At 36.7% G+C, this 14,610-nt stretch carries 14 protein-coding genes; 13 read left to right on the top strand and 1 reads right to left on the bottom strand.

Annotated features, from left to right (window positions below):
* Positions 1 to 609: 609 nt before the first annotated feature.
* Entirely contained in the window at positions 610 to 2,328 is a 1,719-nt protein-coding gene (locus tag LCP48_RS15650) for an HD-GYP domain-containing protein (protein WP_004227139.1), read from the top strand.
* Positions 2,329 to 2,380: 52 nt separating this feature from the next.
* Here LCP48_RS15650 and LCP48_RS15645 read toward each other — a convergent pair whose 3' ends face one another.
* Positions 2,381 to 3,766, bottom strand: coding sequence for a glycine--tRNA ligase (locus tag LCP48_RS15645; protein ID WP_004227145.1), 1,386 nt, complete (start codon positions 3,764 to 3,766; stop codon positions 2,381 to 2,383).
* A 427-nt stretch (positions 3,767 to 4,193) separates the two neighbouring features.
* Between LCP48_RS15645 and LCP48_RS15640 the strand changes: the two genes are divergently transcribed.
* From LCP48_RS15640 to LCP48_RS15585, 12 genes are all read left to right on the top strand, one after another.
* Positions 4,194 to 4,826, top strand: coding sequence for a transcriptional regulator CcpN (locus tag LCP48_RS15640; RefSeq protein WP_004227151.1), 633 nt, complete (start codon positions 4,194 to 4,196; stop codon positions 4,824 to 4,826).
* 15 nt (positions 4,827 to 4,841) lie between these two features.
* Positions 4,842 to 5,654, top strand: a complete 813-nt coding sequence (locus tag LCP48_RS15635) for a pyruvate, water dikinase regulatory protein (RefSeq protein WP_004227157.1) — start codon at positions 4,842 to 4,844, stop codon at positions 5,652 to 5,654.
* A 206-nt stretch (positions 5,655 to 5,860) separates the two neighbouring features.
* Positions 5,861 to 7,693, top strand: coding sequence for a DNA primase (gene dnaG / locus LCP48_RS15630; protein WP_004227161.1), 1,833 nt, complete (start codon positions 5,861 to 5,863; stop codon positions 7,691 to 7,693).
* 32 nt (positions 7,694 to 7,725) lie between these two features.
* Positions 7,726 to 8,853, top strand: coding sequence for an RNA polymerase sigma factor RpoD (rpoD, locus tag LCP48_RS15625; RefSeq protein WP_004227165.1), 1,128 nt, complete (start codon positions 7,726 to 7,728; stop codon positions 8,851 to 8,853).
* A 244-nt stretch (positions 8,854 to 9,097) separates the two neighbouring features.
* The gene (locus tag LCP48_RS15620) at positions 9,098 to 9,664 is read left to right on the top strand and encodes a hypothetical protein (protein ID WP_004227167.1); all 567 of its coding nucleotides are present in this window, start codon (positions 9,098 to 9,100) and stop codon (positions 9,662 to 9,664) included.
* 461 nt (positions 9,665 to 10,125) lie between these two features.
* The gene (locus LCP48_RS15615; protein ID WP_004227169.1) at positions 10,126 to 10,491 is read left to right on the top strand and encodes a c-type cytochrome; all 366 of its coding nucleotides are present in this window, start codon (positions 10,126 to 10,128) and stop codon (positions 10,489 to 10,491) included.
* A 164-nt stretch (positions 10,492 to 10,655) separates the two neighbouring features.
* Positions 10,656 to 11,348 (top strand): tRNA (adenine(22)-N(1))-methyltransferase, encoded by a 693-nt coding sequence (locus LCP48_RS15610; protein ID WP_004227171.1) that lies wholly within the window; start codon positions 10,656 to 10,658, stop codon positions 11,346 to 11,348.
* A gap of 1 nt (position 11,349) precedes the next feature.
* A complete protein-coding gene (locus LCP48_RS15605) occupies positions 11,350 to 12,471 on the top strand; it encodes a Nif3-like dinuclear metal center hexameric protein (protein ID WP_009370121.1) in 1,122 nt (373 codons plus the stop codon).
* Between the two features lie 14 nt (positions 12,472 to 12,485).
* Positions 12,486 to 12,710, top strand: coding sequence for a hypothetical protein (locus LCP48_RS15600; protein ID WP_048392200.1), 225 nt, complete (start codon positions 12,486 to 12,488; stop codon positions 12,708 to 12,710).
* Between the two features lie 113 nt (positions 12,711 to 12,823).
* Positions 12,824 to 13,072 (top strand): DUF2164 domain-containing protein, encoded by a 249-nt coding sequence (locus tag LCP48_RS15595; protein ID WP_004227180.1) that lies wholly within the window; start codon positions 12,824 to 12,826, stop codon positions 13,070 to 13,072.
* Between the two features lie 214 nt (positions 13,073 to 13,286).
* On the top strand, positions 13,287 to 13,826 hold the full coding sequence (locus LCP48_RS15590; RefSeq protein ID WP_004227183.1) for an NADPH-dependent FMN reductase: 540 nt from the start codon (positions 13,287 to 13,289) through the stop codon (positions 13,824 to 13,826).
* A 225-nt stretch (positions 13,827 to 14,051) separates the two neighbouring features.
* The gene (locus LCP48_RS15585; protein WP_036218593.1) at positions 14,052 to 14,597 is read left to right on the top strand and encodes a helix-turn-helix domain-containing protein; all 546 of its coding nucleotides are present in this window, start codon (positions 14,052 to 14,054) and stop codon (positions 14,595 to 14,597) included.
* The last annotated feature ends 13 nt before the right edge of the window (positions 14,598 to 14,610 follow it).

Below are 14,610 nucleotides of genomic sequence, written 5' to 3'. Positions count from 1 at the left end.
GGTAATCAATGATGCCTTAAGTAAAAGGATGAGTTAAAACTAATTAACTTGCGTAGCGCAAAACTCGCTTCATTTTATCTTTTAAATAAAAAGAAATACCTTTGATTTTATAGGAGGATGCAACTATATTACCTTTCTTTTTAATGAATAAATTTCAATTTTTACAAAATAAAATTATTGCAGAAATTTAATTTTATTCGTTATTTTTTTGTCTTTAAATGAATAATATAAAGTCTTATTTATCTATATTTATATTTATATCTATATTTAGGAGTATTTTAATAGGTAAAAAGATTTGTATTTTTGTTTAGTTTTCATTATATAAGTGGTAGAAACTGTTCATTCGAGACCCATATACTAGTTGAAAAGGCATTTTAACCTATGATATTGTAAATGGTATAGATAATGGTAATTATATTTTTTAAATATAATTAAGTCGTTTAATCTCCATCGAAACTGATGTACGCTAGATCACTTTAGACATGCCTATGAAATATAAAAGCCTCTATCAGCAAAACGTATTGTTATACGTTTATCAGAATAGCGCAGTCCTATGGAAGAAGGAGGGAGTCACATAGTGCTTAGTACATTGCGTATGTGGCAAAATATATGCTACGAAAAGTAACCTTAAGTATTCGTGAAGTTGAAGCAAATGATATCTTAGCAGAAGATATTTTTTCAGAGTATCGTTTATTGGCTAAAAAGGATTTAGTTTTAACGGAGCGAATTATTGCCTTACTTAAACTTCGTAAAGTAGATGAATTATCTGTCTATTTGCCATCTGATTCAGTTCGAGTTGTCCATGATTTAAGTGCTCAACGAACAAGAGAATATGAAGATCTATTTGCCCCATTAATTGAAAAAAGAGATCCTGTGGATGATTATAAAGAGACAGTCAGTCAGCTTTTTATGACAACGTTGGAAAATGTCGTGCACGAATTACGCTATGGACAAATTCTTAAAAGCATACAAGATACGGCTTATGTAAGAGGTGTTTTTGAAAAGATTTTGGAAAAAAAACATCGCTATGAGCTACTTATGCGTTTAAAGGAATGGGACGAGTATTCATTTGTCCATTCATTTGATGTGTTTGTATTAGGTACAATTTTTGCTAGATACCTAGGTTTAACAGATATTGAAACATTAGCTAGGGGCTACCTGTTCCATGATATCGGGAAGGTTTTTATACCACAAGAAATATTAAATCTGAAACGTAAACTCTCTGAAGATGAGTTTGATATTGTAAAGACGCACACAACAAAAGGCTACGAGCTACTCATGGAACATAACGAGGAAGACATTGCCTATTTGGCACGAGATCATCATGAACGTTTTGCGGGAAAGGGCTATCCAAATCAACTTTGTGCGGATGATATGAGTGATGGTGTACAATTATTACAAATTGTTGATGTATATTCAGCGATGACATCCAAGAGAGTCTATCATGTTGGCTATGGTGCTACAGATGCTTTAGCCGTCTTATACAGAGATCGACATTTATATAATGAGAGCTTTATGCATAAATTTGTAGAATGTTTAGGGATTTACCCAGTCAACTCTGTTGTTATGCTATCAGATAATCGCAGTGCACAAGTAGAACTTGTTTATGATTTATTTCCTACATTACCAAAAGTAAGATTGTTAGATGAGCAAAAATCAATGAATCTACCTTTGAACTATAGTGTGAGAATTACAAAAATGATCGACTATCGAGCTAATAGCTTCGAAGAGATTTTTAACTTATTTGTGGAGCAATTAATCCGCTGTGATGAAAATAATCTGAGAATTCATTTTAATAAATTAATTGACCATTTACATCCTAAAGAAATTGTCTTAAAAATTTTTCTGCCAGCCTTTCGTATTTTACGTTTACTAACAAGAGAAATCCAAACGGATATGACAAAGTATCGCAATTCTATTGGTATTTTAAAAACGCTACTAGAAGAGCAATTAAACGTTTTATATATGGATTATCAACATGAGCAAACGACCATATTAGTTGTGGAGACATCGTTGCGTGAAAATTTCTTCATTAAGCTTGTTCAAAGTATTTTGTATATTGATAAAATTGTGCCATTCTTTATAAACCCAGGTGATGATCAACGTATTACACAATTGATGGAACATTGTGATGTTAATGTCGCTTACTTTATTGAAGATGAACTAACTTTTGACAAACGCGTTCGTCCAATGCGAGAAGGTACATTCCTTTATTACTCACTAGCGGATATTGAGGAGCTATTAGTGAGCTTAATAGGTTTGAGCATGAAAAAGTTTTCATTCGAAGAAAAAATGCAAGAGCGCTTATTTTCAACATATAAAGCATAAGAAAGAGGGAGTTGCCTGCTGGCTACCCCCTCTTTTTTGAGCATTAAAGTGATTAGAATTGTAGGTGTTTTTCAATATAGGCTTTTACTTCAGCAATAGGCATACGAACTTGTGTCATAGAGTCACGATGACGTACTGTTACTTGGCCGTCCTCTTTTGAATCAAAATCATATGTGATACAGAATGGTGTACCAATTTCATCTTGACGACGGTAACGTTTACCAATTGATTGTGATTCATCAAAATCAACAGGGAAGGCTTTACGTAGTTCAGCCCAAACATCTGTAGCTTCATCAGATAATTTTTTAGAAAGTGGTAGCACGGCAGCTTTAAATGGAGCTAGAGCAGGGTGGAAACGTAAAACCGTACGTTTATCATCACCTTCTAGTTCCTCTTCATCATAGGCATCACACAGGAAAGCTAATGTTACACGATCAGCTCCTAATGATGGTTCAATACAATAAGGAACATAACGTTCGTTTGATACAGGATCAATGTAAGTGAAATCTTCACCAGAGTGCTCCATATGTTGTTTTAAGTCGTAATCTGTACGATCCGCTACACCCCAAAGCTCTCCCCAGCCAAATGGGAATTTGAATTCGATATCTGTTGTAGCGTTAGAGTAGTGAGATAGCTCATCATCCTCATGGTCACGAAGGCGCATCGAATCTTCTTTCATGCCTAGGTTTAGTAACCAATTTTTACAGAATTCTTTCCAATATGCATGCCATTCAAGGTCTTCACCAGGTTTACAGAAGAATTCAAGCTCCATTTGTTCGAATTCACGTGTACGGAATGTAAAGTTACCTGGTGTAATTTCGTTACGGAAAGATTTACCGATTTGTGCGATACCAAATGGTGTACGTTTACGCATAGAACGTTGAACGTTTTTAAAGTTCACGAAAATACCTTGTGCCGTTTCTGGGCGTAAATAAATTTCATTTGTAGAGGATTCCGTTACACCTTGGAATGTTTTAAACATGAGGTTGAATTGGCGAATATCTGTGAAATCAGCCTTTCCGCAATCAGGGCATACTACGTCATATTTAATCATTGTTTCTTTCATTTGGTCGAATGTCATACCATCAACGATGATTTCATCGCCCTTCGCTAATGCAGCGTCTTCGATAATTTTATCTGCACGGTGGCGGGCCTTACATGATTTACAGTCGATCATTGGGTCATTGAAGTTTCCTACGTGACCAGAAGCAACCCAAGCTTTTGGATTCATCAAAATAGCAGCATCGATACCTACATTGTATTCAGATTCCTGAACAAACTTTTGCCACCATGCTTTTTTAATATTATTTTTTAATTCGACACCTAGTGGACCATAATCCCAAGTGTTTGCTAAACCTCCGTAGATTTCAGAACCAGGGAAGACAAAGCCTCGATGCTTCGCTAAAGATACGATGGTTTCCATTGATTTGTTAGCCATAAAATAGCCTCCTTTAATTTTTTAATACGTTGTTTTAGCGGTAAAAACGCCAAAGTTTTTTCATTCAGTTGCAACTAAATGAAAATAGCACCCGTCTCCGGGCACAATGTATGCCCAGGGACGAGTGCTAATACCCGCGGTTCCACCCTGATTGTTTTAAACAAGTAGTTTAAAACCTCTTTTCAAAAAGTTAGCTCAGGGAGTGCCTTTTCTCTGTTGCTGTGTAGACTTTCACCATCTTCTACTCGCTATAGAATGGAACAGATACTTTTTTCCCATCATCGCCTGTATAACGCAATTTGCTCGAAAATACAGATAGAGCAAGCGTATGTGTCAATATTGTAGCATGTAGTTCTTTAATTCGCAATAATTATTAAAATAGTATATAATAATTGAGCATAAGTATAACACTATTAGATTTGAGGCGGTGAGTCCAATCGAACTCAATAAACGTCAGGAAGACATATTACAAATTGTGAAAGAAAATGGCCCTATTACGGGGGAACATATTGCCGAACGTCTCAATCTGACAAGAGCAACTCTAAGACCGGATTTAGCAATCCTAACAATGGCAGGATTTCTGGATGCAAGACCAAGGGTTGGTTATTTTTATTCAGGTAAGAAGGCATCTGTTACATTAATAGATAGTATTCACAATTTAAAAGTGAAGGATTTTCATTCAGGGCCAGTAGTTGTCCCTGAAACAATGACGGTTTATGATGCAATTTGCTTTATGTTTTCAGAAGATGTTGGTACACTCTTTGTCGTAGATAAGAATGAGTTTTTGACAGGCGTACTATCTCGCAAAGATTTACTGCGTACAAGTATTGGTACGCAGGATTTAAATAAAATTCCAGTACATATTATTATGACGCGTATGCCAAATATTTCGTACTGTGAAAGATCAGATTCTTTAATTGTTGCAGCGAACAAACTTATTGAACGTGAGGTTGATTCACTACCAGTAGTTGAACCGCAAGAGGGTGGTTTAACGATTGTTGGTCGTCTTACAAAAACAACGATTACACGGGCTTTCTTATCTCTTGCACAAAATGTCTAAATGAAGGAGAGCTGCATGAAAAGATTACGCGTATTTGTTGTATCTGATTCTGTCGGTGAAACTGGTGATCAAGTTGCAAAAGCGGTTATTAGCCAGTTCCGACCGGGTCTTGAAAATACTGTAATTCGTCGATTTCCACATATTCAATCAGAGGAGCTTATCCGTAAAATTGTTTTTCTTGCTTCGCAACAGCGAGCATTTATTGTTTATACACTAGTTCGCCAAGAAATGCGTAAATTATTACATGATTTATGTGAACAAGAAAAAATTCAGGCTGTGGATATTTTAGGTCCGGCCTTACAATCAATGGCAGCTTTTATGGAAGAAAATCCATTGGAAACACCTGGCATTGTTCATCTGCTGGATGATGATTATTTCAAAAAAATTGAAGCGATTGAATTTGCGGTAAAATATGATGATGGTAGAGATCCACGAGGACTATTACAAGCTGATATCGTACTAGTTGGTGTATCAAGAACTTCTAAAACACCACTATCACAATATTTAGCCCATAAAAAATATAAAGTGGCGAATGTACCTTTAGTGCCAGAGGTAGAACCACCAGAAGAGCTATTACAGATAGACCCTAAAAAATGCTTTGGTTTAATTATTTCCCCTGAGAAGTTAAACTCAATCCGGAAAGAAAGGTTAATGTCTCTCGGCTTGAATGATGATGCTATCTATGCACAGCATGAAAGAATTCTTGATGAGATTCAGCATTTTGAAAAAATTGTCGGTAGAATAGGTTGTCAAGTTATCGATGTGACAAATAAAGCTGTTGAAGAGACAGCAAATACGATTATCGAACATATTTTGACCTGTAAATAAGGATAGAATTTTAAACCACCTCGGTTAGCAGAGGCGGTTTTTTTGAGTGGATTTTAAAAACGGTATAGATAAAAACTAATTTTTGTTTTATAATAATAAAATTGTGGTAAAAATATTTATAAGAGAAAAATCCTAATTTTTTGTCGAGAAATAAAGGAATTTTAAAACGAATAGCGAATTGTGTTTCTAGAACGCAAATATTAAAGATGGTGATGGATTTGGCAGGGAAGATTCCAGAAGAAGTAATTGAGCAGATTCGCACACAATCAGATATCGTGGATGTTATTAGTGAATACATGCAGCTTACTAAGCGTGGGCGAAATTGGTTTGGTCTCTGTCCATTTCATGGAGAGCAAACACCGTCTTTTTCTGTATCTACAGATAAGCAAATTTTTCATTGCTTTGGTTGTGGTGCAGGCGGCAATGCCATTACTTTTGTAATGGATATTGAAGGCATTTCTTTTCCAGATGCTGTTGTGAAACTTGGGGAACGTGTTGGCATACACTTAGATGTTGAGCCAAGTTTCCCTGGAGGAACGAAAAAGATATCTAAAGCGGATGAAAGGATGAAAGAAGCACACGCTTTTGCAGCAGATTTTTTTCATCATTTACTGTTGAATACAGAGGATGGTGAAGAACCTTTAAATTATTTGCTAGAAAGAGGATTTACAAGGGAACTTATCGAATCTAATAACATTGGTTGGTCTCTCCCAAGCTTTGATGCATTAACAATATTGCTTGAAAGAAAAGGTTATAACTTACAAGAAATTGCCGAAAGTGGCTTAATCATCAAAAGAGAGGGAGAAGAACGTTATTTTGATCGTTTTAGAGGACGTATCATGTTTCCTATTCGAGATGAGAACGGTAAAATTATTGCCTTCTCAGGACGTATCCTTTCATCCAATGGTGAGGAAGCAAAATATTTAAATAGTCCAGAATCACCAATTTTCCAAAAAAGTGAAGTGCTGTATAACCTAGATAAAGCACGAACTTCTATCAGAAAAAATCGTCAAGTAGTATTGATGGAAGGATTTATGGACGTTTTAGCAGCCAACTCTGTAGGTGTAATGAATGTTGTTGCGACAATGGGTACTTCGTTAACAAATCAGCATATCACAAAGCTAAAGCGCTTAGTAGAGCAAATTACGATTTGCTATGATGGTGATAATGCTGGATTTGATGCAGCGAAACGAGCGGCGCAGCTACTGCATACAGAGCGAATGAAAGTCGATATTGCCGTGTTGCCAGAAAAATTAGATCCTGATGAATACATTCACACTTTAGGTGGACAAGTATTTAAGGAACAAATTTTGGAAAAACCTCATGCGTATATTGCTTTTATGATGATGCATGCTAGACGCAATAAGAACTTTCAATTTGAAAATGATACGCTTCAATATATTCAAGAAGTTCTTGAGCATCTAGTGGGAAGATCTTCACCAGTTGAACGAGATTTGTATATACGACAGCTATCAAATGAAACAAACATCTCGGAAGAAGCCATTTATGCCCAATTCCGAAAACTGGAGGCTAATCAGGTACGTTCTGCTAAAGTAGAAATGCCTACACAGATACCTTCAATGCCAGTCACGCAACAACAAAAGCCTATGGACGCAGCTGAACGTGCCGAACGTTTATTACTGGCTCATATGCTTCATAATATAGATGTAGTGGACAGGGTATTACGTAGTGAGCAAAAAGAGCCATTTGTACGAGATGCCTATATGGCAGTTTTTGTTCGCTTAGTTGGATTTTATGAGGAGTATGGTCATCCTGATTATCAACGTTTTGTGGAAATTTTGGATGACGCTGAATTGCGAAAAATTGTCATGGAAGCGGCTTTAGTTGAGCGAGATCCTGATCAAGCAGAGGCAGAGGTTATGGACTCTATCCGTCAGCTTCAAAAACATAGAATTGAGCAAGAAATTTATCAAAAGATGCATGAGTCAAAGGAAGCGGAGAAGATGCATGAGTATGCACGTGCACTTGAAATCGCCCAACAGATTATTCATTTAAGAAAATCGTTATCGGCGATTTAACCCGATTCGGTTGTTTAGAAGGAGGAAGGTTTATGGCGGACAAGTCAGAACGTTCAAAAGAGATAGAAGTAGAAATTACATTAGATGATGCAAAAAAATTCCTACAAGAAAAAGCAAAAACAGAGGGTGAAATTTCAATGAAAGAAATTTCAGAGAAACTAACACCTTATGAATTGGAAAACGAAGAAATTTTCCATTTTGCTGAGGATCTTGAAAAGCATAAAGATATTCAAATCATTGGAAAAGAAGAATTTGAAGAAGAAAGTCTAATGAAAGAAGAAGCGAACGAAGAAACTTTCGACTTAAATGATTTGAGTGTGCCACCAGGTGTTAAAATCAATGACCCTGTACGTATGTATTTAAAAGAAATCGGCCGAGTGGATTTATTATCTGCTGAGCAAGAAATTGCACTTGCTGAACGTATTGAGCAAGGGGACGAGGAAGCACGTAAACGCCTTGCGGAAGCGAACTTACGTCTAGTTGTATCGATTGCAAAACGCTATGTTGGTCGTGGAATGCTATTCCTTGATTTAATTCAAGAAGGAAATATGGGTCTTATTAAGGCTGTTGAAAAATTCGATTACCGTAAAGGATTTAAGTTCTCGACTTACGCTACATGGTGGATTCGTCAGGCGATTACACGCGCAATCGCTGACCAAGCGCGTACGATTCGTATTCCTGTTCATATGGTCGAAACCATTAATAAATTAATACGTGTACAACGTCAACTTTTACAAGATTTAGGTCGTGAGCCTTCTCCAGAGGAAATTGGAGAAGAAATGGATTTAACACCTGAAAAAGTACGTGAAATTTTAAAAATTGCACAAGAACCAGTATCTCTTGAAACACCAATTGGAGAAGAAGATGATTCCCATTTAGGAGACTTTATCGAGGACTCAGAAGCACAATCTCCTTCCGACCATGCAGCCTATGAACTGTTAAAAGAACAATTAGAAGATGTACTAGATACATTAACAGACCGTGAAGAAAACGTACTTCGTTTACGTTTTGGGTTAGACGATGGTCGCACACGTACATTAGAAGAGGTTGGAAAAGTGTTTGGCGTAACGCGTGAACGTATTCGTCAAATCGAGGCGAAAGCACTAAGAAAATTACGCCATCCTTCTCGTAGTAAACGTTTAAAAGACTTCTTAGAATAAAATTTAAAATAGCTGGAGCTATCCAAGTAGTGAGATAATGACTAATTGGTATAGCTCTTTTTTATAGACTTGAAAAGTGAACAAAAAGAAATTAGCCCTGCTATTCACCTATCGATGTTATGCAATCATAGATAATTAGAATGAGGGAAATGCTAGATTTGCGACTTTATACAGATGTGTTTTCAAATAGTGTGAGATAAAATTGTAATACAACCATTATTAAGCAATGTTTGGAGCTAACACTATGACAAATCCTCGCAAAAAAATAATCCTTAATGAAATTTTGTTTTGGAAGCAAAATAAACTTTTACCTGAGCACTATTGTGACTTTTTAGCAGCTCTTTATACGGAGGGGGCTGATATAGAGGAGTTAGAACCAGTGCAACATCCTAAACAAGCGGTCTTGCCATCAGAAAAAAGAAAAATGATCCTATTGGTAGTGGGTCTATGTATCGCCATAATGGCTGTTTTGGCACTTTATTTTACAATGCAATCATTAACATTGATTTTTACAGTAATCGTGGGAGTAGGCGCATGCATCTTATTTATTGCTGCGTGGCAAATGGCTCGAAAAAAACATCTACTAGCTCCCATTTTTCATGTACTAGCGGCCATCCTGTTATTTAGTATGTCGATCCGCATTTGTACTACATATTTTAGTGGAAATAATACGGTTTTATTTTGCTTGATTGCAGCAAATTGTGTCATTTGGCTTTTGTCAGGTATTAAAATGAAACTTCTATATTTCACAGTCTCAGGTGCTTTAGGATTAATAGCACTAGTGGGGTACTATATCATAAATTTATCTTGATTTAGCAAATGTTATTTGTATCGATGTACAAAGGGCTCCATCTACTAAATCAGGTTAGAATCTTAATTGAACTTTAGTGTTTATATAAAACCATAATTTGTGACAATTTATCTATAGTAGGGTAAGTATTATGTTAAAGTTTTTACCTCAGGAGATTCAAAATCTGTACGCTAATTAGAAACGTACAGATTTTTAATTTTGGGTATATGAATGAGTGAAAAGGGTATGATAACAGCATAAATATAATGAAAAAGAAATTGTATAAAAGGATAAATTTGACCAATTTTGGATGTTGGCAAGACATATTTTATCCAATAGATACAGAAATGTCGAATTTGTTACAAACAAAGGAAAACTTAGCGAATAGGGCTTTTCGTTTCTTTGTTAATGAAGTACAATATTAGATGTTGACTGATTCTATATTATAATAGAAGTAGACTTAAAATGAGGAGGGGAAACTTATGAAAAACAATCCAGTCGTTCCTTACATCTTAATTCTTGCATTTGGTATTGGTCTTATTTTCTTCATGTCTTTACAAGGTGCAGATAACAAGAAAGAAATTGCTGCTGAACATGAGGGCGGTGGCGAAACTACAGAAACTACAGACGCAAATGCTGGTGGTGATGGAGCAGCATTAGTACAATCTTGTATCGGTTGTCACGGTGGTGATTTAACTGGTGGTATGGGTCCAAACCTACATGGCTTAGATGAAGCTCGTATCGTAGAAGTTTTAACAAAGGGTATCGAAGGTACTCCAATGCAACCAAACATGAAAACTGAAGAGGAAGCAAAAGCAATCGCTGAATACATTTCTACTTTAGAATAGTAAAACTGACAAGTAGCTGTACTGAAATAGTACAGCTACTTTTTAGATTTAAGCATCATGAAGATGGGGTTGTCCACATAGAAATGTGAGACAACTCCATTTGTTTTTTTTCACGACATCATCCATACTATTAATGGACTCTATTGAAGATAGGCGGTATAAAAATGAACGCACAAAAACTTTCAAAGCGATTAGAAGCAGTAGCAAAATTTGTTCCTACAGGAGCAGTCATGGCGGATATTGGTAGTGACCATGCCTATCTACCATGTTATTTAATTCACAAAGGGACTGCCTCATATGCCATAGCAGGTGAAGTTGTAAGAGGACCTTATGAATCAGCGGTAGGACAAGTACAGAAGGAAAACTTAACAGAAAAAATTACAGTACGCCTTGCAGACGGTTTAGCAGCGATCGAAGAAGCTGACCATGTGGATACAGTGACAATAGCTGGCATGGGTGGACCATTAATTGTTTCCATTCTAGAGAAGCATCCAGAAAAGCTTCAAGGTGTCACACGTCTAATCCTACAACCAAATATTCACGCCAAGGTTATCCGTGAGTGGGCTTTAGCACATCAATGGGCGATTCTTGATGAAGAGATTTTAGAGGAAGATGATAAAATCTATGAAATCCTTGTGTTACAAAGAGGCCAAATGGAGCTCTCTACAGCAGAGATTTTGTTTGGACCTAAGCTAAGCCTGCGTAAATCACCAGCATTTACGAAAAAATGGTTGCGTGAAAAAGACAATTGGCAACGTGTACTACAATCCATTGAAGAGGCAGAACAAACACCTGAAATTGAAGAAAAACGTGCAGAGTTAACGGCTCTGATACATTTAGTAGAAGGAGTTTTGTAAGATGAAAACGGTAAATGGCCAAGAAGTTATTCAAGTGTTCGAAGCATGGTCACCGAAAAAACTAGCTTGTATGGATAATGATCCAATTGGACTAGCGATAGGGACCCTCAACAAACCTGTCAGTAAAGTGTTGGTGACGTTAGATGTCAATGAAGCCGTGGCAAATGAGGCAATAGAAAAAGGCTGTGAGCTGATTATCGCACATCATCCACCAATCTTTAGACGCCTAGCGAATATCCGCACAGATCATCCAGCAGGGCGCTTATATGAAAAGCTGATTAAACACGATATTGCTGTATATGCTGCTCATACAAATTTAGATGTAGCCGAAGGTGGGGTAAATGATTTATTAGCAGATGCCCTACAGCTAAAAAACCGTTCAATATTAGAAGAAACGTATGCTGAGAATTTGTTGAAGCTGGCAGTCTTTATACCAACTACTAATGCACAAGCATTACGTGAGGCGCTTGCAACAGCTGGGGCGGGTCGTATTGGCGACTATGAAGCATGTAGTTACACAACGACTGGAGAAGGTCGGTTCCGTGCATTAGCAGGAGCTAATCCGTTCGTTGGCTCTGTTGGCGAATTACATGTGGAGGAAGAAGTAAAGGTAGAAGTTGTTTTTCCTGAATCCATGAAAGGCCGCGTGTTAAAGGCCATGCTTACTAGTCATCCTTATGAGGAGCCTGCCTATGATGTGATACGTCTTGAGCAGCAAACAAATGTGATGGGATTAGGGCGTGTAGGTTACTTAACAAAGGAAATGACGTTACAACAATTTGCTGAATTCGTTAAACAGCAACTAGATGTGCCAGCTGTTCGGGTAGTGGGTGATTTACAATCGAAGGTCAGCAAGGTTGCGCTTGTTGGTGGAGATGGTAATAAATATATCTATGCGGCAAAACGTGCAGGAGCTGATGTTTTCTTAACAGGCGATATGTACTTCCATACAGCTCAGGACGCACAAGCCATTGATTTACAAATAGTAGATCCTGGGCATCATGTAGAAAAGGTAATGATTGCAGGAGTAGCAAAAAAAATGGCTGAACTATGTGAGGATAAAAAATACTTGGTTGAATTCATCCAATCAACGATCCATACAGAACCATTTTTATTTGTATAAGTGAGGGAACAAATATGGCTAATGAAAGACCAGCTGGTAATAAAGCCGGCAAGCTATGGATCATGATTGGTTTATTCATCGTTGTTTTTGGTATTGGTATGACGGTGATGACAAATATGGTCAATGATAAGAAAATCGATGCAATGACACAGCAATGTGAAGATGATGGTGGACAAGCGATTGTAGCAAAGGAGAAAAACTTTTTATCCACTAGCTACTCATTTGAATGTAAACAATGAGATGGAGGCTGAACGCTAGCAGTACTAGTGTTTCAGCCTTTTTGAATGCAAGAAATCTATAAACAGTGATAAGATGAAGAAAAAATTGATTAACAGAAGTGGAGAGAGTTGTCTTGTTTATTCGTTTATCTAAAGATCAGCAGGAAATAATTCTTGCTGATATCCAACGGTTTTTTTATAATCAGCGTGATGAAGACATTAGTGAATTTGAAGCTGAACGTATGTTAGATTTTATCAAGGAGCATATTGCCCCCTATATTTATAATGCTGCCTTGTCAGATGCCAAATATGTTGTGGAAAGACAATACGCCTCTATTGAAGAGGAATTAGAGGCATTGGAGCAGCCCATTAAAATAAAATAATCCTCCTTTTCCCTCTAGTTTAAATATTTGACAGGTAAGAAAGCTTGATGGTACCTTAATCTTGAATTAGAGATAATTCAATTCTAACTATTCAGAGCTAATTATCAGGTGATGAATAAAGGGATATTTCCCTGACCAAAATGGTTACGAGTGGCGAACACGTACGAAGAACCGTGATGGAGTCACAAGAATGGATGATAAGAGGAGGCGTCATATGTTAAAAATCGGTATTATTTTAGGAAGTACGCGAGAAGGTCGTGTAAGCCCACAAGTTGGAACTTGGGTAAAGGAAGTTGCGGAAAAACGTCGTGATGCGGAATATGAAATAATTGATATCGCTGAATTTAAATTACCATTTTTAGGTGAACCAGGTGGAGATACTTCTGGGGTAGCGACATGGTCAGAAAAAATAGCAGCTTGTGACGGCTTTGTCTTTATTGTTGCGGAGTACAATCACTCCATTACAGGTGCATTAAAAAATGCATTAGATTATTTACGTGTGGAATGGAACAATAAAGCTGCTGGTATCGTCTCTTATGGTTCTGTTGGAGGAGCGCGTGCAGCAGAGCATCTACGAGGAATTCTCGGAGAATTGCTAGTTGCTGATGTTCGAGTGCATCCAGCATTATCATTATTTACTGATTTTGAAAACGGCTCTGTCTTTAAACCAAAAGAGGTGCAAGCAGATTCTGTTCATCAAATGTTAGATCAGCTTGTACCATGGTCAACGGCTTTGAAAACAATTCGATCATAATTTCATAGTAATATGCACTTTTTATATGCATATTGTTTTTTTGCTTAAATGTGTTAATAAAATTACTCTACTCCATTCACTAGTACGGTGAATGGGGCTTTTTTATTTTTGTGAAAATAATAAAATTAAAAATATTCTTTTAATTCGGAAAATAATATGATACTATTAAAAAAATTATGGTTATACTTCAAAAAATACAGTGTAATCAAAAAAAGAGGTGGCAATTTGGAAGATATTCATCAAACCATAAAAAAAACAAGAATTGATCAAGGCATGACATTAAAGAATTTAAGTGAAAAAACAAACTTATCGATTAGTTTTCTTTCACAAATAGAAAGGGGGTCATCTTCACTGGCTATTACATCTCTAAAAAAAATAGCTGATGCATTTGGAGTTCCGATCACCTACTTTTTCGAGTCCGATTCAAATAATACGTATGTCGTAAAAGAAACTGATCGCAAACCATTTAAATTAGAAGCATCTTCGATAGAATATACGCGACTTAATGGACATTTTAACGGAAGAAATCTTGAACCGTTGCTTGTGAAGCTGGCCCCAGGTCAAATGGACAAAAATCAAGAATCGAGTCATCCAGGGGAAGAGTTTTATTACGTATTAAAGGGTGCTGTCCTATTTAAGGTTGATGGGCAAGAATATTTTCTTAGAGAAGGTGAAACAATTCATTATCCTTCTGAAGTTCCACATTCATGGGAAAATCCTTTGAATGAAGAGAGTATTGTTTTAAGTGTGTTAACGCCAGTTATTTTCTAAAAAAAGGAAGGTT

Source organism: Lysinibacillus capsici, assembly GCF_020217405.1.
GTDB classification, from domain to species: domain Bacteria; phylum Bacillota; class Bacilli; order Bacillales_A; family Planococcaceae; genus Lysinibacillus; species Lysinibacillus capsici.
This window is presented reverse-complemented; position numbering and strand designations above follow the sequence as displayed.